Source organism: Ruegeria sp. HKCCE4148, from assembly GCF_017872495.1.
In the GTDB taxonomy this organism is placed as follows: domain Bacteria; phylum Pseudomonadota; class Alphaproteobacteria; order Rhodobacterales; family Rhodobacteraceae; genus Ruegeria.
In genome coordinates this window covers 67,810-88,504 of the sequence record NZ_JAEDOS010000011.1, presented here as the reverse complement: position 1 = coordinate 88,504, position 20,695 = coordinate 67,810, and the positions used below count along the sequence as shown (strand labels likewise).

Genomic DNA, 20,695 nt, shown 5'->3' with positions numbered 1-20,695 from the left:
TCAGACTATCAGCTCCTTTTCGAGTGAATTTCCTCCAAAGAACACGCCGTCGTCGATCACTTGATTTACAACCCCCTCATCAACCTTTTCTGCCTCATTGGTCCAAGCGTAGAGTAGGGCGAAATCGCAAAACTGATTCACCAGGCGAGGGACACCGCGAGTCTGCTGAAAGATCAACTTACACGCTTCTTCTGAAAATTCGCCGCCCGAACCGCCAGCCGTTTTCATCCTGTGTCTAATATAGGCTTCAACTGACGCTTCATCCATCCGCTCCAGATGAAAACTCGCGGCCACACGCTGCGTTAGCTGGCGCATCTTGGGATCCAGAACCATGTCGCGCAATTCAGGCTGGCCAACCAAAACAAGCTGAATCAGCTCATCCGTGTTTGCATTGATATTGGTCAGCATGCGGATTTCTTCCAAACCTTCGACAGTCAGGTTCTGCGCCTCGTCAAAGATCAGAACCACACGCCGCCCTTCGGCATATTCCGCGACCAAGAAATCCTGTAACTCCCGGAACAGCTGTACGTAGGGGGCGTCGTTGTCAATTGGCAAGCCTAAAGCATGTAGGACCCATTGTAACAGCTCTCCCCGGCCGCCTTGCGCATTTGAGATCAGCCCAACGGTGATCGAATTTTCCATTTCACTTAGAAGATGCTGTACTAGGGTTGTTTTCCCTGCCCCAATCTCACCCGTCAGCACTGTAATTGGCGCACAGCTCATTATGCCGAATTGCAGCACTGAATAGCCGCGCTTGTGCAGCGGTGACCAGTACATGAATCCGGGATCTGGAAGCAGTGTGAAAGGCCGTTGGTTGAGCCCGAAATAATCTAGATAAAACCCGTCGCTGGACGCCATTGTACCTCGGTTACCTTCCGCCTTGTCAAACCTTGCACCGGCCCCCTGGAGATTATCCGAACTCATACTCTGAACCACCAGAAATCCTTCACATAAAGAACACATCACATAAACAAAAAGTACTTGGGTACGACTTTGCCACAAAATCAAGATAGTAGGCACCACTAAACTGCACACGCGGTGAATTGACCTGCACTCCCCCTCAATCAGATGTATTTCCCGAAATTGTTTCCATTTACGTCTTTGGAAAAAGGCTCGGCGAAGGAGCCGCAGAAATCAGGCCTGAGCACGGGAAAAAGGCCTCGGAGAGCCCAATTTCAGGCTCAAAAGCACAAAATTTCATCGATTGTCACTATGGAAGAAACGATAATTCGGTAACTTTCAACAGATCAGTCAGGCAAAGTTTCACGATACCGTTAGAAAATGCCCGTATTCAGTGGCTCTGAGGTGTGCATGTTCGTATTAATGTTTTGCAAGCCAGACTGAATTTGTTAACACTTAGTTACAGGAAAGTGACCTCGCGAGCGAGTAAGCGCAGGGTCGAAGTGACATAAAATACAAGACTTTTAGTATATGTAGTTGAGGTCGAGCGTGTTCTGTTCCTGAGTTTGGTAAGTGGTTCGAGAGTATTAGTGTGTGTTGGGGGTTTAAATAGTGACAAGTCATTCAAAAGACGTGGCCGACGCTGGCGCGGGCTACTCTAGCATCTCTGTTATGCCAACCTCAGTGCAATATTCGGGGTTCTACAGAGGTGTGGGAAAACGCATCTTTGATATTGCGTTTACGCTGCTTGCAGCGCCATTCGTCGTTCCGATGATTGTCCTTCTGGCCGTATTTCTGGTTTGTCAGGGCGTGACACCGTTTTACCGACAGGAGCGAGTTGGCAGAAATGGCAAGGTTTTTAAACTCCTTAAAATGCGCACAATGGTGCATGACGCTGATGCGGTGCTCCAGAAGCATCTAGATGCCTATCCCGAAGCCAAGGATGAATGGGATCGGAACCAAAAACTCCGTAACGATCCTCGCATCATCAAGTTTGGGTCGTTGCTGCGCAAATCCTCGATGGATGAACTACCGCAGTTCTGGAATGTCTTAATGGGTGAGATGTCCATGGTCGGCCCTCGCCCAATGATGGTAAACCAGCAAGACCTTTATCCCGGAAAATTCTATTATTCTATGCGTCCGGGTTTGTCAGGACCATGGCAGGTGTCCAAACGCAATCAATCCTCATTCGCCGAGCGCGCGTATCATGATACTGAATACTGGAAGTGCATGTCATTTGGCACGGATATTACCATTGTGATCCGGACCTTCTCGGTTGTTCTGCGCGGCACCGGCTGCTGAGGCCCTGGCACGCAACCGGACGTGTCCGCTGATTGCGTGCCTTTCGTAGTTTACGTGGGAGCGCAGCAATGGGCAAAACCAGAACCCCAATCGGCAAAAAACTAGCAGTGACCTGCCTTGCCCTAACCTTGTTTCTAAGCGCATGCGACACGGCAGAAGAACGGGCAGAGGCGCATTTCCAAGCTGGTTTGGCGCATCTGGAAGCAGGTGACGTGGAACGCGCGCTGATTGAATTTAAAAATGTCTTTAAGCTGAATGGTCAGCATAAAGAAGCCCGGCTAACCTTTGCACGAGTGCAGCGAGAAAGGGGCAATGTATCCGCCGCCTACGGCCAATATCTGCGGTTGGTGGAACAGTATCCGGATAACCTTGAAGGGCAGCGTAGCCTTGCCGAAATGGCTCTCGCATTGGGCAATTGGGAAGATGTCCGGCGTTTCGGCGCAGTGGCCGCCGAGTTGGCGCCAGACGACGTTGGCATCAAATCCATTAATAATACGCTGGCCTATACCGATGCGGTCAGAAACGGCGACACTGTCGGCGTGGACTTCACCGTTGATACAGCCCGCAAGATGGTTAGGGCCGATCCAGCACTGATTACTGCGCGGCAAGTCGTGATTGATCACCTAATCCGGGATCAAGACTGGGCGGGCGTGCTTGAAGAAACAGAGGCTGCTCTGTCCATAGCTCCAGACCAGGGAAACCTTTACGGAATTCGGCTTCGTGCTCTACAAGAGCTAGAGAAATCTACCGAAATTGAGGCGCTGCTCAAACAGATGGCCGTGATATTTCCAGACGATGAAGGCATCGAACAGATGCTTGTGCAGCATTATATAGATGAGAACAATCTAGACGCAGCCGAACAGATGTTGCGTGCTAAGGTCAATGTGCAGGACGAAGATCATATGCCAGCCCAGAGGCTGATCGCGTTTCTGGACGAGCATCGCAGCACTACAGCGGCAATTGCCGAAATGGACACAATCATCGCACAGGGCGGGCCCAACATTTCCCGGTTTCGGACAACACTAGCAGCTCTGAAATCCCGCTCTGGTGACAAAGACGCCGCGATCGCTGAGATGCGAGAGTTACTTAAAAACGCCGAAAGAACCACCCAAACCCGTGAGAATGAAGTCGAGTTTGCCAGAATCCTGTTTCAGGCGGGCGAATCTGACGAGGCGCGCGCCCTGATTGAAAAGATCCTCGCAGAAGATTCCACCCAAGTGGATGCTATTAAATTCAAAGCCTCCTGGCTGATCGAAGAAGATAATACCGGCGATGCCATCCTTTATTTACGCGAAGCACTTGGTCAGGCACCGCGCGATCCACAACTGATGACCCTGATGGCCCAAGCCCATGAGCGCAATGGAGACCGGCAGCTTATGGGTGAAATGCTAGCACTGGCGACAGAATTATCCCAGAACGCGCCGAAGGAGACACTGCAGTATGCCCGGTTCCTGATTATCGACGGCGATGCGGAAATCGCGGAACGCGTTCTACTTGATGCGCTCCGCCAAGCCCCGGAAGAGCCCGATCTTCTGTTCTTGCTGGGCGAGGTTTACCTGAACATTCAGGATTGGGATCGCATGGACGTCGTACAGCAGTCAATTCGCAAGTTGAACACCCCCGAAGCCCGGCGTTTGGCCAATGAACTAAAGGCGCAAATGCTCGCAGCTCAGGATCGGATCGGCGATCTTAAGGCCCTATTAGACGAACTGGCAAATGATCCCGAATTCGGCCTGCCAGCCGATATCGCGCTTGTTCGTACGATGTTGACACTGGGACAAACCAACGCCGCGTTCGCTCGTCTTGATGAACTACTTGCAAGAAACCCCGACTCTCTGCAGGTACGATTGATCAAGGCCAACGCTTTGGCAAATCAAAATAAAATTGATGAAGCCGAACAACTCTATCGCGAGATCCTTGATGATGCGCCGTCCACTACGCGGGCGTGGCTGTCGCTGCACATGCTTGCGAACGGACAGAACGAGCCGGAAAAGGCGCGCGACATCTTGGATGAGGCACTGGCTACGTTACCCGAAAGCCCCGATCTCCTAATGCTGCAGGCCACAGATTACGAACGCGCCGGGGATCTGGACCAAGCTATTGCGGTCTATGAAAAGCTTTATCCGCTAAGCAACCGCTCTCTGGTCGTCGCCAATAACTTAGCAAGCCTGCTGACAACGCATCGCAGCGATGAGGCAAGCCTTCAGCGCGCCTATGTCATAGCGCGACGCCTCCAAGGGACTCGCAACCCCGCATTTCAGGACACCTACGGCTGGATCGCCTATCGGTTGGGAAATTATGAAAAGGCGGTGATGTATCTTGAATCCGCAGCGCAGGCGATACCTGATCACCCACAGGTTCTTTATCATCTTGGCAAGGCCTATGCCGCCGTTGACAGGCGGGAGGACGCTTTACGTGCGTACAGGGCGGCGCAAGCAACGGGTATTCCACTTGAAGTTTCACCTTCACTAGAAACTGAAATTGAAAGGGTCAGTGTCGCAGAAAACCCGGGACAGTAACATCCCGACGCGGATTCCGCTGCATTTCTGCCGCATCTCGCGGGCTCCGGAAACATGAGCAATTGTTTCACACATTAGAAACCGGCATAAACAAAAAAAAGTGAGAGATTTGAATATGCGGACGGTAATCGGAACGTTTATCACTCTTGTGATTTCCTTGGTGGTCTCAACCAGTGCGTGGGCCCAAAATTACCAAATTCAACCGGGCGACGCGCTTCAGGTAGAGGTTCTGGAAGATCCCACCCTCAACCGCACTGTTTTGGTCCTGCCGGATGGTTCCATCAACTTCCCTCTTGCCGGATCGCTCAGGGCCGCTGGCCAATCCACCACGGGGCTAAGTTCATCTCTGTCGTCGGCGTTGGCGTCCAACTTCAATGCGCCACCAACTGTTTTTATCTCTATCGCGTCACTTGCGCCATCACTGATTCCAGGTACGGCTGGTGTGACGGGACCGTCGATTGACATCTTTATAATGGGAGAGGTCAACATACCTGGAAAGTTTTTGGCGACCGAAGGTACTACCATTCTTCAGATTTTGGCTCAGGCCGGAGGCCTGACCAATTTCGCGGCTCGCAAGCGCATCGAATTGCGCAGAGCTGACAGTAAAACAGGCGTGGTGAATAAATATATCTATAACTACAATGGATCGGGAGGTGGAATCCAGGGCAATACAGTGCTGAAGACTGGAGACGTCGTTGTAGTGCCATCGCGCCGCTTGTTTGAATAGGGGCTGATACAGGTGGGGAAATCCAAATTCAGGCTGTCCACCGCATTAGGCGGCGGGCTTGCTTTTATAGTTTCGCTAACGCCGGCATCCGGACAGCAAGTACTGACGTCCAGCCAACAAACTACTGCGCAGCAGACGGCAGTTCCGTCTTCTCGTGTCACGCAAACACCCAGCCAACAACTCATTTCGCAACAAGCCCAACGAAACCCCGCCCGACGGGTCGGCCAGACCGGTCAGCAAATTGGTACTGGAACCGGGCTAAGCGTTACATTGGATTTCCTTTCCTCACTCAGGCATGATGATAACCTGCGCCTGACTGACCCGTCGCTTGGCTCCACCACCTGGTGGGAAAATACGCTGGCTTTGGGGATTGTGAACCAGACGCCAGATTCGACACTGACATTCGATCTATCTGGGCTGTACCGAATAGCCAATGAACCGATTATCGGGACAGAGGCCGACTTTTCAGATCCGTTTTCACGGTTGACCTATCAACGAACCCGCGCCAACAGCCAATTGAGCTTGCTTGCAGAATATCGCGAGAGAGATCTTGCTTTTAACCGATCACTGACCGACACCAACCTAGATGGCATCATCGACGCCTCCGACGTAATCGGCACCATAGGCGATCAGGTAAATACCCGCGGAAATCTGGACTGGCAAACAGGTCTGAACGACCCCTTGGGTTTCCGGTTCGTCTACAATCACCGCGAACGCAGTTATACGAACACAATCGATCCTAACTTGTTCGACAACAGGGCCGATGATTACAACGCAACAGTATTAATGCAGATTTCTCCGGTTTTTCAGGGGAACGTGAACGTTAACTACAGAGAATTCGTAGCTGATGACACTGCGCTAACTGACCGGAAAACGACGGTCGTATCGGTCGGCGGGACATATAACGTGTCTTCCATTACGACATTCAGCGCAAACGTTGGCTACAGCCAAGTCGATGACACACAACGCGCGACCAATACAAATAATATAACAGAAGACTACGTTTGGCGCTTTTCTTGGAACAAAACTCTGCCGGATGGGACCGCAGATGTTCAGTTTGACCAGACCTTCGGCGTCAACGGCGCCAGAATCAACGCCACTTTTGGTCGAAGTTACCAACGAGCTAGCGGAACATTCGGATACAATATCGGGTTTACCCGGGGGCCGTTTGACGAAGTCACTCCAATCGGACAGATTGACTACAGCTACCAGCTGGCCAGTTCTCGGATTGGGGCAACGATTCAACGCCGGGTAGGCACCAGCACTCAGAGTGTGGAAACTCGCCAAACAGTCGCCTTCCTGACGTATGACTATCTAATCAACCCGCTCTCTGGCCTGTCTTTCAGCCTCAACTTCATCGACCAAGAAAATGAAGGGTCTGGCCCCGCTAACCCACGTCAGCGCGGCACGTTCAACGCTTCCTACACCCGAGCGATCACAAAAGACTGGGCGATGAACATAGGGTACCAATATGAGATGGATGATCAGAATGGCTTTAAGGCCTCTTCAAACGCAGTCTTCCTAACACTCGGGCGGCGTTTCACGCTCAAACCCTGAACCTCTCTGGGACGATTTCCAATACCGAACAAATGCCACCAGAGAGCTTCTATTGTACCGGAATCCGTTCAAAATCTTGCGATCCGCAACCCACGTAATTCAAGATAAAACTTTATTATGCATGATGGGCAGTGATGCATCGTTTCGATTCGAAAAACGGCCGCGACAATATCATTGAAGCGGCCCGAGGCGGCCTGCCGGTGATAAACACCGTCGGGCTGTTCTGGTTTGTCCTGTTACTGCTTGGCTCGATGCCGATCTTTTGGATCGGGATCGTGTCGCTAGGGGCTGCGTGGAGCACCCCCGAATATAGCCATGGTCCGCTGATCCCGATCATTTCGCTGTATCTGTTCCTGCGCGAATTGCGGGATATGCCGCCACCCAATCCGGTTGTGCGCGATCGCTGGCCCGGTGTGGCGGTGATTGCCGTGGCCCTGATCATCGCCATTCTGGGCAATCTGGCCCGCATCCCCGACATCGTCACCTATGCCATGATCATCTGGGTGGGCGGCGTTATGCTAACCGTATTCGGCTGGCAGCGGGGCAAATACCATCAGCTGCCCGTGCTGCATCTGGTGTTCATGCTGCCCCTGCCGCAGTTCGTCTATTGGAAGCTGACGATCTTCCTGCAATGGATTTCATCCGAGCTGGGCGTGTGGTTCGTGCAGATGGCTGGTGTTTCGGTCTTTATCGAAGGCAACATCATCGATCTGGGCGTCTACAAGCTGCAGGTGGCCGAGGCCTGTTCAGGCCTGCGTTACCTGTTCCCGATCCTCAGCTTCTCGTATCTCTTTGCCCTGCTTTACCGCGGCCCGATCTGGCACAAGGTGGTTCTGCTGGTTTCAGCCGCGCCTCTGACAGTACTGATGAACTCGGTCCGTATCGGTGTGATCGGTGTGCTGGTCAACCATCACGGCATCGAACATGCCGAAGGCTTCATGCATTTCTTCGAAGGCTGGATCATCTTCCTGCTCTGCGTGGCCATTCTGTTCCTGATGGCCATCGGGCTGCAGCGTCTGACCCCGAATCCGCAACCCTTTGCCGAAACAATCGATCTGGACACCCAGGGGTTGGCCCCCATCGCTCTGCGTATCTTAAGCATCCGTGCGTCGGTAGCACTGGCTATCGCGGCCCTTTTGACACTTGCGGTTTCAACCGCCTGGACCTTTCGGCCTGCCTCGGAAGTAAAGCCGATCGAGCGCGATCCCTTTGTCCTCTATCCGCGCCAGTTGGGCGACTGGTCCGGCTCACCCACCAGCCTTAACCCACAGGTCGAACGCACGTTGGGCGCAAGCGATTATCTCCACGCCACCTATATCGACAGCGGGTCGGGTGATTTCGTGAACATGTTCGTGGCCTTCTACAACAAGCAGACCGATGGCGACGGCATCCATTCGCCCGAGGTTTGCCTGCCGGTAGGAGGCTGGGAAATCTTCAGCCTCGAGCCTTATGAGATAAATCCGGGCGATACACCTTATGGCAGCTTCACCGTAAATCGCGCGGTAATCCAGAAAGAGCTGTCAAAACAGCTAGTCTATTACTGGTTCGAACAGCGCGGCAAACGCATGGTCAATGATTTCCGCGCCAAGATGAGTGTGGTTCAGGACGGTTTTACCATGGGCCGCACCGATGGGGCCTTGGTGCGCTTTGTAACCCCGATCCTACCCGATGAAACTGAAGCAGATGCGGATGCAAGGCTGCAGCGGTTCATGGAACCCAGCCTGAACCGCTTGCCGCAATTCGTGCCATTTTGACTTAAGATAAAATCAGGCTTTAGGTTTACCTTGATTGCACTCGACAAATTCTGCGGTGTGTCCAAGGGCAGACGAACAAGGAACGACGCCGGAAGCCCTACCCAATCAATCAATGCCCACATTACTTTGTAACGCAACCACCTTATCCTGTCATAATCACCAAGCTCGACTGGAAAAGTCGAGTTGTCGAAAGCTTGAACTTAAATAAGAGCACCTAAACGAAAGGGTGCCAACAAGCGACTTTTGGATCTTAGCCCTTCCAGATCCGCCTATACGCCGCAATCAGCGCGGGCACCTGATGGGGCCAGGCCATTTCGGCCTCGACCCGGGCACGCCCATAACGGCCCATGACAGCGCGGCGCTCGTCATCCGCCAGCAGTTCGGTGATCTTGTCGGCCATATCCACTGGATCATTGGCCTTGACATAAAGCGAGGCCTCCTGCGCCGAGAACCGCCCTTCGGTCACGTCGAACTGAACGATGGGTTTTTCGAACGCCATGTATTCCAGGATCTTGTTCATGGTGGATTTGTCATTCATCTCGTTCACCCGGTCCGGGTTCACGCAGACATCGGCGGTCGACAGGATTTCAAACAGATCCTGATCCGGTGCACGGCCGGTGAAAGTAACATAGTTCGACAGGCCCATATCAACGGATTGCTGCTTCAGCTTGTCCAAGCTGGGGCCGCCGCCCACAAGGCAGAACTGAATGTCGTCGCGCCCCTGAACCTGCACCAGATGCGCCACGGATTCCAGCAGCAGATCGATGCCTTCCTGATCGCCCATGACGCCGACATAGCCGACCATATATTTGCGCCCATTGCGCCAGTCCGGGTTCGGCGGCAGGTGCTGCAACCGGCTGAGATCGGGGCCTGAGCGGACGATAAACACATCCTCGGGCGCCATGCCGCCGCGTTCGATGGCGATCTTGCGATAGCTTTCATTGGTGGCAATCGACACCCGGGCCGAGGCGAAGGTCAGCCGTTCGAACGTCTTCATCAGCTTCCAGAAAAAGCCGCGCTTATCGAACTTGGCCTCATAAAGCTCGGGGTTGATGTCGTGGTGGTCGAACAGATAGCGCACGCCAAACAGCTTGAAGGGCAGCGCCACCAGAAAGATCAGGTCAGGCGGGTTGCAGCCATGGATGACGTGAAAACCGCGGGTAAACTTGATCTTCAGTGCCAGCCAGCTTTCCCAGAACAGCGCCGCGCCATATTCCAACAGATACCCCAGCGCGCCGCTGGCATCCAATGGCAGCGGGTGGCGATAGACCTTGATGCCTTCGTCTTCCCAGACACGCTCCTCGTGCCCCTTGCCGGTGGGACAGATGACCGAGACCAACGCGCCTGCGGCGGCCAGCGTGCGCGCCTCCATCCACACGCGGCGGTCGAAGGGCACGGGCAGGTTTTCCACCACGATCAGAACCTTCAACCCCTTCAGGGGCTGGTTCTGGCGCAGCTCTTCGAACGAGATCGGCTGAACGGCGGATACGGGGCTAGTCATATTCATAGGTTCTTAGCACCTCTGTATCGCCAAGGTTCAGGTCATTCACGATCCGGTTTGATCCAACCACCAGATCCCAGGGTCCGGCCTCGGCCGTGGCGCGATCCACCAGCAGGCTGCCCACATTGGGCAAATGGGTAAAGGCATAGCCCAGGTTCTGTCCGCGCAGATCGGCAGGCTTGATGGCCGGGTCATAGACCGACAGCTGATAACCTGCCTGTAACAGGCGCCGGGCGATATCGACATTGGGGCTTTCGCGCAGATCGTCGGTTCCGGCCTTGAAGGCCAGCCCCGCCATCAGCACCCGGCCCCCGTCAGGCAACCGCGCCATGATATCCTGCGCCTGATAGGTCTTGTGCGCCTGATTGGTCTGCAACAGGCTGTCGATCAGATGGGTATGCGCCCCAACCTCGCCCGCGATATGCTGCAGCGCCCGCACATCCTTGGGCAGGCACGAGCCCCCGAACGCGCCCCCCGGACGGGTGTAATAGGCTGAGATGTTCAGCTTGGTATCCGAGACGAAAATCTCGTGCATGGTTTTGGCGGATACGCCCATGCTGTGGCAGATGCGGCCGACCTCATTGGCGAAGGCCACCTTGGTGGCGTGCCAGGTATTGTCGACGAATTTGGTGATCTCGGCCTCTTCAAAGGCGGTATAGAACACCGGCGCATCCAGCCCTTCGTGCATTTCATCCATCACCGCCGAGCGGTTGCCATCGACCGTACCGACAACGATCTTGGGCGGGTTGAAGAAATCATCCACCGCCGAAGCCTCGCGCAGGAATTCGGGGTTATAGACAATCTCAACCGCCTGCGCCGTTTGATCGCCCAGATAGCTTTGAAAGATCGGCTCGATCAGCTGCCGCACGGTGCCCGGCCGGAAGGTCGAACGATAGGCCACGGTCAGAGGCCGCGCCCGGTCCGGCGATACGGTTTCAGCAATTTGGCGCGTCACCTCGGCCACAAAACTCATGTTATGCGAGCCATCTGTGGAACTGGGCGTGCCGACACAGACAATGGCCAGCTCCACATCCGAGAGGTCCGGCATTTCAATCGTGGCCCGGATCAGGTTCTTTGCCAGCGCCTTGGTCAGCAGCTCGGCCACTTTGGGTTCCTTGATCGGGGGCTGCCCGGCGTTGATTTCGGACACCTTGTCGGCATTCACATCGATGCCGATTACCTCGTGTCCCTCGCGGGTCAGACAGCACGAAGCCGTGAACCCCACATACCCCAACCCAAAAATCGCAATCTTCATACTGCCTTACCGTTTAATGACTGGCGGCTGCCGTTCTTATTGCCGCCAAAAAGAAATATCAGGCACCCTTGAATAGTCAGAGTCTAATCTGAGAAACTGATGAAAATTCACCTTGAAATGTGATGCAAATTTCTGACACGCATCGGAGACGTTCTAAAAAACATTACGCAACCTTCTAACTGTGAATAAAAAAAATGAGAACTCGATATACAGAACCCTTTCTTGATTTGACTATCAGTCAGTTCGACAGATGGCCAGATTTAGGATTCTTCGGTTCATGGCACAAGCTTGACAGAAGCCGTGAAGGAAACATTGACGTGAAAACTTGGTTTTTATCCAACAAACGGAAATTTTGTGCACGTGCAACAAGTCCCTCGTTCTGACCCAACCCCCAGTGCTCTCTCCCGCCGCTCTGCGCTAGCAGTTGGGGTAGCCACGTTGCTGGCGTCTGGTCTGTTTCGTCAAGGTTTGGGGTTTGTTACACTTGCTGTTACAGCGCGCCTACTAACGCCTGAAGATTTTGGTATCATCGCATATTTTCTAATCGCTACAGCTTTGCTGGAAATGTTCCAACGCCAGATCGGAATGGTTCTCATTCGGCTTGAAAATGTGACGTTTGAACACTTGGACACAGTATTCTCGTTCCAGATCATCTTCGGAATCATCGCGGCCATTGTTTTTTGGGCAGCGCGCCCTCTAGTCGATTTGATGGGGATTCCAGCTCTTTCAGAATTAATGCCTGTACTTTCGGCCATGTCACTGGTCATTGCCATAAAAAGCCCACGTTTTCTGCTATTTGAGCGTGGCTTGCGTTTTGGTTATGCCGCCGGGGAGGAAACCTTTAGCCGTATCGTCTACGCTATGCTTGCCATCATCTTGTCTTGGTACTGGAGAGATTACTGGGCCATCGTTGTAGCAACCTTTGCTGGCCAGGCGATACGTGGGGTTTGGACCTTTTCCATTGCCCCCATGCTTCCCAGGCTGTCCTTGTCTCAATGGCGTGAGAGCCTGTCGTTTTCATCATGGTCCATCGGGGCGCAGCTTGCACAGTTTTTAAGCGCCAACGCACCACAACTGATTATCGGCGGCACCTTGGGGCTGGCCGACGCCGGCCTGTTCCGAATTGGAACACGGCTAGTCAATGTCGTTACCCATCAGCTTTTCACGCCAATTCTACGAGTAGTCTATCCCGGCCTTGCTGATCTCTCCCGAAAAACCAATCAGAGCAAAGAAGGTTTCCGGAAAATCAACGCCGGGTTCCTAGCTATTTTGTTGCCGGTCAGTGTCGGCTTTGCACTGGTCTCTCAGGACGTAATTCGGATTGGTCTCGGCTTCAAATGGATCGCAGCGGCTCAGGTTGTTTGGGTTCTTGCGCCCCTGTACGCGTTAAACGCTCTGCAGGCCAATGTTCGTTCAGCCGTTTATATCGAAGGATCTACACCTCTACTTTTCTATAGAAACACGATTCTTCTGGTGGTCGTCTGCGCCGTGATGTGGGTCGGCGTGCAATATGGATTTAACGGTGCCCTAATCGCTGCGGGGGTGGCTAATCTGGCCGCATTGTTTGCAACGCTGATCATAGCCAAACGATTTGGAGACGGTGGTTTCTTTGAGCCATTAACTGTTGGCTGGCGCAGCTTTCTATCTTGCGCTGCTATGACCGGGGCGGTTATAGCCACTGACTTCGCCTTGCACTCTGGAGTTCATGTGCCCCGCACCCTGGTTATCGTGCTGACTAAAATCGCTGTTGGCATGATTGTCTATCCGGCAGTCCATATCGCCCTGTGGGCTATGGCTGGTCGACCGGAAGGGTTCGAAACACTTGTATTTTCCCTCCTGGCGCGTTTACGTGGCCACCTCCGCCGTCAAAGAGCGTAAGATCTCTACAAAACCTGCCGAAGTTGGGTGACAATATGCTCAAGATGCGCAGAACCGAGAAACTGGTGCAGCGGCAGGGACAGCACGTTGTTTTTCAGCGCCATCGCCTCGTCCTGACCGGTCCAGTCCAGATTGCGGTTGAACCCCGCCCACCAAGGCGTGGCACCGATGCCGCGCGCCTGCAGATCGCGGGCGACCCGGTCCCGATCCGCCACTAGAAGCGGCATGTTCAGCGGGCAGGTCCCCAGCTCAAGATCCGATTTCAGCAGCGTAACACCCTGCACCCCGTCCAGAACTTCGCGATAATGGTGCCAATTGGCCTGCCGGGTGGCAATGATATCCGCCACCGAAAACGACCGAAGCGGCCGCAAGGCAAAGGCACTGATCCGGCGGTTTTGCAGGCCTGGGTTGAAATAATAGTGCCACGGGATGTCATCCATTTCATCCGAGGGCAGATCAGCTGGTTTCGCCGTGTCCGCCCCGTTGCGCAAAGCGCGCTTCAGGCTTTGCGCCCGGTCCGCCCCCAACACATTGACCAAAGCAGACCGCACCAATGTCTTTGCGACGATCTTTCCCGGGGCCGGGCGTGAAAACGGAGAGGCCGTGCCCAGATCAGGGGCATTCACGACCAGAGCGCCCCCTTCCAGCACCGGGACGAATTTATAGAAACAGAAGACCGACACATCGCCCGCACGGCCTTCGGCGGGGGCTGCGCCGCTAAGCAGGCTCAGCGCGCAATCTTCGATCATCCGCAATCCACGCCTGTCGCAAAGCGCCCGGATCGCTGTCAGTTCCGGCTGGATGATCCCGAAGTAATGCGTGACATAGATCGCCCGTGTCCGGTCGGTGATCAAAGGCTCAACCCGGACCGGATCAATGCGCAAATCCTGCGCAACCGGATACAGGCGTACCGACAGCCCGGCATGGATCAGCGGATCAACCTCTGAGCCGCAATTATAGGCAGGCACCAGCACCTCATCCCCGGGGCGCAGGCCCAGCAGATCACACCCCGCGCGGATGGCGACCCGGGTGTTAAAGCTCCAATGCACCTGACGGCCTTCGAACAGCCGCGTGAACCCGCCATCGGGGTCGCGCTGAAACAGCCGCGCAAACCGCATCGACGGGTCACTGCAATTCAAAGGGGCCGTATTATGCGCCATATGTGTTCTCTTTCCCGATCACGCCGCCGCGTCCGCTTTGATCTTATCCAGACGGGCCATGATCTGCGACCGGGTTTCATCCTCGGGCTGCCGGCGGATGGTGATGCCGGGCAGGGGCTGCGGGGCCGGTTTGCGCATGACATCCAGGCCGTTCTGCACGAAGAAGGCCTCCATGTCCGAGAGGGCGCGCTCGGGCTCGGTACACAAGGCTTCATAGCTGATTTTCAGGACCCGATCCGGATGATCCAGCGTATTGAAGCCTGCCACCAGATCACGATGGCTCAGCACAACCTGCGCGCAGGATTGTGTGACCGGATCGGCATCGGCATAGGCCTGCCACCCGGTCGGGCGCAGCGACCACCAACCCGAGGCATCCATCGACGCCTTGTCCTGCCGCGCCCGCACAAGTGAGTGTGCGTTATCCGCCCAATCCCGATCTATGTAGATGAACACCGCGTTCGGAAAGGTTTTCAGCAGCAAAGGGAAATCCGATTGCAGGATCATGTTCTTGACGATCATGGGCCTGCCCGCGATCCGGCCGATGGCTGCCAGTTTGCGGCGCATCCGGGCCGGTGTCAGCCCGGGTTTATCCAGCAGATAGGGGGCGGCATAAGGCATCCAATGCGCCCAGACCCGCCCGGCCTCGCTGGGGGCGGCGTTGCCCTCAAGCTCACCATAGACACTGTCGAACGACCCCTGCCGATCCCGCATCACCTTGCGGCACAGCCAGGTTGCGGCAACCGGCACGCGGAACAGCCGCTTGGCCAGGTTCGAGAAATACCCGCACTGAAACCGGGTCACCATCAGCTCATACAGCAGCGTCGACCCCGACCGGGGCGGCCCGACGATGAAACAGATCGGCTGATCATCGGACCGGGCCCGCTGTTCCAGAACAAACTCCAACGGCGACAACAGGCACGAGACGATCAGGTTCAGATATTTGGCACGCCAACTGCTGTAAGAGACAAGCGGTTCCTGACTCATATCCCGCCCCCCTCAGCGTCTGCGCGCCGACAGCAGCCGCTTCGGGCTGAGCTGGCGCAATTGCGGAAACAGGCGCTTCAACTCGTTCTTAACCTGCCCCGGCAGGGCATTTGCCGAATGACTGGCCGCATTCAGAACCAGCGTATGTTCCGCGATGCGCCGGACATGGGTCGGTTTGAATTCGCGCTTGTATTCATAGACGTTGAAATTCGGATGGCTCTTGTCTTCCACCGGTAGGAAGCCTTCGACATCGAACCGGGTACAGCCTGCGCGTTTGGCCCAGAACATGCCCTCAAGCCACAGGGCGGGCGCAACCCGCAGATTGCCCACGTCCCGCGCGGCCTCGGGGTCGGCGACATAGCGGCGGGCATGCGCGGTGGTGCCGCTGCGATACAGCAGAAGCCCGCCCAGAAAGACATCCCCGTGATAGGCGTTGAAGACCACGCCAATGGACGGATCGTTGAAGACATGGCGAAACCCGGCCTCATATTCGGCCCGTGGAATCGGAGTCAGATTGTGGCGTGCGATCACCAGCGTATTTAGCCGTTCAAAAAAGGTCTCAGCCTCTTCGAACCGGGTGGCGGTGCGGATCTCGATATCGGATTTATCGACCAGCCTCACCTTGCGCCGAGCGCTGCGCGAGAATGAGGCGCGCAGGTCGTCCTCGGTCAGGGTCAGGTCGATCATACCGGTGTCACGATGCGGTTTGGGATCGCTGATCCGGAACCCTGCCTGCGCCAGCGCAGCGGCCAGATCGTCTGCTTCCTGTTCCAGCCAATAGGGCGTGATCCGCAGCGCATCGACCTTGGCCAGATGGTCCTGCCCAGCCAGCCCCTGCAGGAAGGCGATCATATCCGATGCGCTGTCACAGACCGGCCCGCTCAGCGCCGAGGCCACAGCCATACGCCCGAGCACCAGCCGGTTGGGCTGCAGCACAAAAATCCCCACCGCACACAGCCTGCCGTCCCGCCGTCCGGTGGCAAACATCACCGGATGGCCCATTGCCCGTTCCACCTCGGCAAAACGGGGATCTTGGCGGGGGTGCTGATGGCGGGCTTGGGCGAGAAAATCGCGCCACTCTGACATCTGCACATCGGTCAGAGCGTCTAGGCAATCAATATCCATCCACCATTACTTTCTTTATGCGCTGGCAGGAAACCCGCCCGATATGCAGTATTACATCAATACCCGGAATATTATTTGCGGCGACTATGGCTTCAAACCCAAAATCATGATGCAGTTGCCCAATAGTCGTTCATTTGTAACTCGTTTAGCAGGATTAACGCTGCCATGTATTCAAATCGCGATCCAGTGCAGTCAGGATGTGCCATTTCGATTGTTATCGTAAGCTGGAATACTAGGGCTATTTTGCATGATTGTCTCAAATCAATAAAAAATCAAACCACCCGGCCACATGAAGTGATCGTAGTAGACAACGCATCGACAGACGGATCGCAAGACATGATCCGCAACAGTTTTCCCGATGTGAAGTTAATCGCTAATATCGACAACCACGGCTTTGCCGCAGCCAACAATCAAGGGCTGGAAATCGCGACCGGCGACAAGCTACTGCTGCTCAACCCCGATACGATCATTCTGGATCGCGCGATCGACGTCATGAGCGAGTGGCTTGATGCACATCCGGATGTTGGATGTGTCGGATGTCAGGTTTTCGAAGACCCCGAAACAATCCAGCTGACCTGCTTTGCCGATCCGGGACCGCTGAGCCTGGCGGTGATCGAGTTTGGGCTGAGGCGACTGTTCTCCTGGCCTGAATACGGCGGCTGGGACCGGATGACACAACGCGATGTGGATGTGGTGTCCGGAATGTTCATGATGGTGCCGCGTCCCGTGTTCGAAAAGGTAGGCCTGCTGGACGACGCGTTCTTCATCTACTCCGAAGAGGCCGATTGGTGCCGCCGCATCCGCAAAGCCGGATGGCGCTGCGTCTTCGCCCCCGAAGCCCGGATTCTGCACCTTGAGGGCGGGTCCAAAAGCACCGCTCAGATCAAGTCGCGCATGTATGTACAAAAACAGAAAAGCAAGACGATCTATGCCAGAAAGCATTATGGCCGCAACGGGGAATTAGCCACGCGCGCGATCTTTGTGACCAGCGCGCTGCTGCGCGGAGTCGCTTTCGGGCTGATGAACCTGCTACGCAGAACGCCGGAGCGCGCCGCCCGCCTGCGGCTGTCGGGGGCTGCCATCCGGTATCACCTTTTCGGTCAGGAACCGGCCACGTGATGGATGCGGTTTCAACCCAGGCCGGATGCCCGATTGAGTGCGTCGAAGCACCGGCCCAGACGCTCGCCGCCAAGGCGGAATGGGATGATCTGATCGCTGCGACCGGGGCCGATATCTATTTCCTAAGTGACTGGCAGGCCGTCTGGTGGGATCACTATGGCAAGACCTTTGCTGCCAGCCGCCGTCCGGTCTGCTTTCTGATCCGGGACGGGGCAGAGCTGGTCGGGGCACTACCCTTTTGCATCGAAACGATCTGGGCTGGCCCGGTTACGGTGCGTGTCGCCCGGCTGGCGGGTGTCGACACCAATTTCGCGGTCATGGCCCTGCCCATTGCCGCCGGTCACGAGCAGACCGTCCTGCGGTCCGTTTTCGATCATCTGACACATCAGCTGAACTGTGCCGCCATCAGCCTTTCGCCGTTATCAGAGCGGGCGGCACAGCTGGACAGCCTCCGCGCCGCCGAAGGGCTGTCCATACTGCGCGACGACAGCCCGCGCGGGCACACCTTGATGGACCTGCCCGACAGCTTTGACGGCTTCATGAAAGCGCTGTCGAAAAGCCGCAGGCGCGAGGTAAGGCGGGATATCAAGCGCCTAACTGAAACCACACCACTCAGGAATATCAGTTCGACCCCGGATATGGTCGATCCGATGATGGACAGGTTCATCACGCTGCACACAAAGCAATGGCAGGCCGCAGGAAAGGGTGGGCATTTCTCGGACTGGCGTTTCGCTGCCGCATTCTACCGTGGCCTGCTGCACCGGCTGGCCCCCAAGGGGCAGGCCATGATCGATGAGCAATGGCAGGGCGATAGGCTGTTGTCGAGCCAACTCCGCTATACGCTGGGCAACAAGGCCTATTGGTGGCTGAATGCGCGCGAAATCGACCCTGAATTTGCAAAAATCGGGCTGGGCCGCGTCGGGCTGGTCGAACGGGTGGAAGGGCTGATCGGGGAGGGTATTAAACTGGTCGAAGCCGGTGCGGGAGAATACGAATACAAGCTGAGTTACGGCGGTGAACTGATCCCGATCCATAACATCGTGCTGGCTTCTGACCGGCCCAAAGCGCGGCTGCGGGCGCGGGTTTTGCTATGGTGGGCAGATGCGCTGCACCTGTTTTACTACCGTGCCTGGTTCCTGAAGTTCCGGCCCCGGCTGGGGCTGAGGCCCGGCAGACTCTGGACCAGTTGGATACGGACGCGGCTATGACCGACCCTTTGACCCTGCAGACCGTCACCGCCTCAGACTGGCCCCAGATCAGTGCCGGTTTCCACGACCTGACCTATGAACAGACCCTGTCTTACGCGCAGGCCGCAGCGCAGCGGATCGGAGCCAAGGCGCAATTCGTCACCCTGTTGGATCAGACCGGCCAACCTGTCGCCGCCGCCTGCCTGCGCCTCAAGCCGGTGCCGGGCCTGGGGCGCGGTATCGTCTGGATCGCGGCAGGGCCTCTGTTGCAGCGCGGCTGCGGGGCAGAAGACCTAAAGGCTGTATTCGCCGCCCTGCGCGCATATGCGCAGAAAAGCGGCCATATCCTGCGGCTGCGGCTGCCTGCCTCGACCCTGCGTGATGTGTCTGCGGTAGACCGTATAGCGACCGAGGCCGGTTTTGCCTCAACGGACCGCTCCGCGCCTTACCGGACAGTCATTATCGATTGCGAACAGGATGAAGACGCCCTGATGCGCACCCTACACGGCAAATGGCGCAACCCTCTGCGCAACGCCTTGAAATCGGGAATGGAGCTTGAAATCCGGTCGATTGCGGCCTGCGCGGACCGGTTTCACAGCCTCTATCAACAGGTACAGGCCGCCAAGGGGTTCAGCCCGGACATCCCGCCCGAATTCTACTATCCGCTGAACGGCCCGGATTTCAGCCATGAGGTTCTGTTCGCGCGGCAGGACGGGGCCGATGTGGGGGCCATGACGATCGGGCAGGCGGGCACCAATGGCGTCTATCTGTTCGGAGCCACGTCCGAGGCCGGACGGCGGCTCAATGCCGGGCACTACCTGATGTGGCAGGCCATCCTGCACTGCAAGGCCCATGGGCTGCGCTGGTTCGATCTGGGCGGCATTGATGTCGATAGCAATCCTAGCGTGACGCGTTTCAAATTACGAACGGGAGGTAGCGAAGTCATCGCCCCCGGCCCCTATGAATTTCAACCCTCGGGCCTTACCACGTCCCTTATCCGAACCGCCGAGACGGTTCATACGCGCATGAAAGCTCGCAGATGACACATAAAACAGGTCTCAACTTCCACGGCATCGGTGAACCCGGACGCTCCCTCGATCCCGGTGAGGCCCCATTCTGGGTCTCGCCCGAACAGTTCGAGCAGGTTCTGTCTCATGTGGTCAAGGCCCCCGCGAATTTCGAAATCACCTTTGACGACGGCAATCTGTCGGATCATGACATTGCCCTGCCTGCATTGCAAAGCCTAGGACTCCGAGCGCGGTTTTTTATGCTAACCGGGCGGATCGGGAACCCCGGATCTCTGGACAAGACCCATCTGCGGACGCTCTCGGAGACAGGCATGACGATCGGTAGTCATGGCATCGATCACACCGCTTGGCCCACGCTGAGTGATGCCGATCTGAAACACGAATTACGCGCCTCGCGCGCCCGGCTTGAGGATATCTGCGGCCATGCGATTACCGAAGCAGGCATCCCTTTTGGCCTCTATGACGCGCGTGTGCTGCGTGCGTTGAAGGCAGCCGGATACACAACCATATGGTCCAGTGACGGCGGTAGTTTTCGGTGTAAGAGCTTTCTACGACCTCGGACTTCCCTACGTGGCGACATGAGCAATGAGGAAATACGCTTGGTATTATCAAACCGCATGCCACCCCTGCGCCGTCTGCGGCGTGCTGTGCGGATGGCTCAGAAACGCTGGACAACCACCGGATGACGGTGATGGCCTG

16 protein-coding genes are annotated in these 20,695 nt (G+C 55.9%); 10 read left to right on the top strand and 6 right to left on the bottom strand.

Features of this window, described 5'->3' with window-relative positions; all coding sequences use genetic code 11:
• Nucleotides 1-1,020: an AAA family ATPase gene (locus tag I9187_RS19670; RefSeq protein ID WP_348540154.1), complete on the bottom strand. Its 1,020-nt coding sequence runs from the start codon at nucleotides 1,018-1,020 to the stop codon at nucleotides 1-3.
• A 492-nt stretch (nucleotides 1,021-1,512) separates the two neighbouring features.
• Between I9187_RS19670 and I9187_RS19665 the strand changes: the two genes are divergently transcribed.
• From I9187_RS19665 to xrtD, 5 genes are all read left to right on the top strand, one after another.
• The gene (locus I9187_RS19665) at nucleotides 1,513-2,202 is read left to right on the top strand and encodes a sugar transferase (RefSeq protein ID WP_348540153.1); all 690 of its coding nucleotides are present in this window, start codon (nucleotides 1,513-1,515) and stop codon (nucleotides 2,200-2,202) included.
• A 212-nt stretch (nucleotides 2,203-2,414) separates the two neighbouring features.
• Nucleotides 2,415-4,721, top strand: coding sequence for a tetratricopeptide repeat protein (locus I9187_RS22225; RefSeq protein WP_209509846.1), 2,307 nt, complete (start codon nucleotides 2,415-2,417; stop codon nucleotides 4,719-4,721).
• Between the two features lie 115 nt (nucleotides 4,722-4,836).
• Nucleotides 4,837-5,448, top strand: coding sequence for a polysaccharide biosynthesis/export family protein (locus tag I9187_RS19655; RefSeq protein WP_209509847.1), 612 nt, complete (start codon nucleotides 4,837-4,839; stop codon nucleotides 5,446-5,448).
• Between the two features lie 12 nt (nucleotides 5,449-5,460).
• Complete coding sequence (locus I9187_RS19650; protein ID WP_209509848.1) at nucleotides 5,461-7,005, top strand: hypothetical protein; 1,545 nt, start codon at nucleotides 5,461-5,463, stop codon at nucleotides 7,003-7,005.
• A gap of 134 nt (nucleotides 7,006-7,139) precedes the next feature.
• Complete coding sequence (xrtD, locus tag I9187_RS19645; RefSeq protein WP_209509849.1) at nucleotides 7,140-8,759, top strand: VPLPA-CTERM-specific exosortase XrtD; 1,620 nt, start codon at nucleotides 7,140-7,142, stop codon at nucleotides 8,757-8,759.
• 250 nt (nucleotides 8,760-9,009) lie between these two features.
• On the opposite strand, the gene I9187_RS19640 is transcribed toward xrtD, so the two are convergent.
• Together I9187_RS19640 and I9187_RS19635 are read right to left on the bottom strand one after the other, a co-directional pair.
• On the bottom strand, nucleotides 9,010-10,260 hold the full coding sequence (locus tag I9187_RS19640) for a glycosyltransferase family 4 protein (RefSeq protein WP_209509850.1): 1,251 nt from the start codon (nucleotides 10,258-10,260) through the stop codon (nucleotides 9,010-9,012).
• Nucleotides 10,253-11,515, bottom strand: a complete 1,263-nt coding sequence (locus I9187_RS19635) for a nucleotide sugar dehydrogenase (protein ID WP_209509851.1) — start codon at nucleotides 11,513-11,515, stop codon at nucleotides 10,253-10,255. Before I9187_RS19635 ends, I9187_RS19640 begins: the two co-directional genes overlap by 8 nt.
• A 438-nt stretch (nucleotides 11,516-11,953) precedes the next feature.
• On the opposite strand from I9187_RS19635, the gene I9187_RS19630 reads away from it, so the two are divergent.
• On the top strand, nucleotides 11,954-13,393 hold the full coding sequence (locus tag I9187_RS19630; protein WP_209509852.1) for an oligosaccharide flippase family protein: 1,440 nt from the start codon (nucleotides 11,954-11,956) through the stop codon (nucleotides 13,391-13,393).
• Between the two features lie 5 nt (nucleotides 13,394-13,398).
• Here the strand turns inward: I9187_RS19630 and I9187_RS19625 are convergent, their stop codons facing one another.
• From I9187_RS19625 to I9187_RS19615, 3 genes are read right to left on the bottom strand one after another with little or no spacing between them, the layout of a single operon-like run.
• Complete coding sequence (locus I9187_RS19625) at nucleotides 13,399-14,553, bottom strand: DegT/DnrJ/EryC1/StrS family aminotransferase (RefSeq protein WP_209509853.1); 1,155 nt, start codon at nucleotides 14,551-14,553, stop codon at nucleotides 13,399-13,401.
• Between the two features lie 18 nt (nucleotides 14,554-14,571).
• On the bottom strand, nucleotides 14,572-15,537 hold the full coding sequence (locus I9187_RS19620; protein ID WP_209509854.1) for a sulfotransferase: 966 nt from the start codon (nucleotides 15,535-15,537) through the stop codon (nucleotides 14,572-14,574).
• A 12-nt stretch (nucleotides 15,538-15,549) separates the two neighbouring features.
• Entirely contained in the window at nucleotides 15,550-16,662 is a 1,113-nt protein-coding gene (locus tag I9187_RS19615) for a GNAT family N-acetyltransferase (RefSeq protein ID WP_209509855.1), read from the bottom strand.
• Nucleotides 16,663-16,827: 165 nt separating this feature from the next.
• On the opposite strand from I9187_RS19615, the gene I9187_RS19610 reads away from it, so the two are divergent.
• The 4 genes from I9187_RS19610 to I9187_RS19595 are packed head-to-tail and all read left to right on the top strand — an operon-like array spanning nucleotide 16,828 to nucleotide 20,682.
• Nucleotides 16,828-17,781: a glycosyltransferase family 2 protein gene (locus I9187_RS19610; RefSeq protein WP_209509856.1), complete on the top strand. Its 954-nt coding sequence runs from the start codon at nucleotides 16,828-16,830 to the stop codon at nucleotides 17,779-17,781.
• Nucleotides 17,781-18,989 (top strand): GNAT family N-acetyltransferase, encoded by a 1,209-nt coding sequence (locus I9187_RS19605; protein WP_245223320.1) that lies wholly within the window; start codon nucleotides 17,781-17,783, stop codon nucleotides 18,987-18,989. The genes I9187_RS19610 and I9187_RS19605 overlap by 1 nt, the downstream gene beginning before the upstream one ends.
• Nucleotides 18,986-20,011 (top strand): GNAT family N-acetyltransferase, encoded by a 1,026-nt coding sequence (locus tag I9187_RS19600; RefSeq protein ID WP_209509858.1) that lies wholly within the window; start codon nucleotides 18,986-18,988, stop codon nucleotides 20,009-20,011. The genes I9187_RS19605 and I9187_RS19600 overlap by 4 nt, the downstream gene beginning before the upstream one ends.
• Nucleotides 20,008-20,682, top strand: coding sequence for a polysaccharide deacetylase family protein (locus tag I9187_RS19595; protein ID WP_209509859.1), 675 nt, complete (start codon nucleotides 20,008-20,010; stop codon nucleotides 20,680-20,682). The genes I9187_RS19600 and I9187_RS19595 overlap by 4 nt, the downstream gene beginning before the upstream one ends.
• Nucleotides 20,683-20,695 lie beyond the last annotated feature (13 nt).